Origin of the sequence: Paenibacillus sp. YIM B09110 (genome assembly GCF_037167145.1) — a bacterium.
Taxonomy (GTDB): domain Bacteria; phylum Bacillota; class Bacilli; order Paenibacillales; family Paenibacillaceae; genus Pristimantibacillus.
Genome location: NZ_JBANSP010000073.1, coordinates 1 through 536 on the forward strand (window position 1 = coordinate 1; position 536 = coordinate 536).

Below are 536 nucleotides of genomic sequence, written 5' to 3' on the forward strand. Positions count from 1 at the left end.
AACGTCTCCAGATGAACGTTCTTGCCCCAAAGCTGCACGACATAAGGCAGCGTGCGTTCCACGTACTTCAGATCCAGCTCTGTGCCTTCATAGTTATGGCTCAGATACAGCTCGCCGACGCGGTTGAAGTCGCCGTCCTTAACGTAGAGGCTCGGGAATCCGCCGTTTACCTTCGAATAGACGAGCTGCTCGCGGATGTTTTCCCACGATTTATCGGTAATTTTCCACTCCGGTCCTTTTTTCTCGAAAATGTACAGATCGAGGTCGTCGACTAGCTCCTTGGTTAAGTAATTGCGCAGGAAGGAAATGTCGGAATCGAATTCGCGCACCTCGAAAATTTTGTCCCGTCCTTTGCCCGGCTCACGCCCGAAACGCGCTATTTCTTCCTTCGTTGGCTTATCCCAGCGGCGTTCGATATCCTCGAAAATTTTCAAGCCTAGATAATAAGGATTGAGGCTATGACGAGAAGGAACGACTACGGACGAATTAAGCTTGGCAAATTCGATCGTCTCATCGCTCGTGAGATCGAGCTCGCG

General features: G+C 50.6%; 1 protein-coding gene. It reads right to left on the reverse strand.

Features of this window, described 5'->3' with window-relative positions; all coding sequences use genetic code 11:
• Positions 1-536 (reverse strand): SpoVR family protein (locus tag V8F51_RS31650; RefSeq protein WP_337104450.1); only part of this gene is annotated, 536 nt, incomplete at both ends.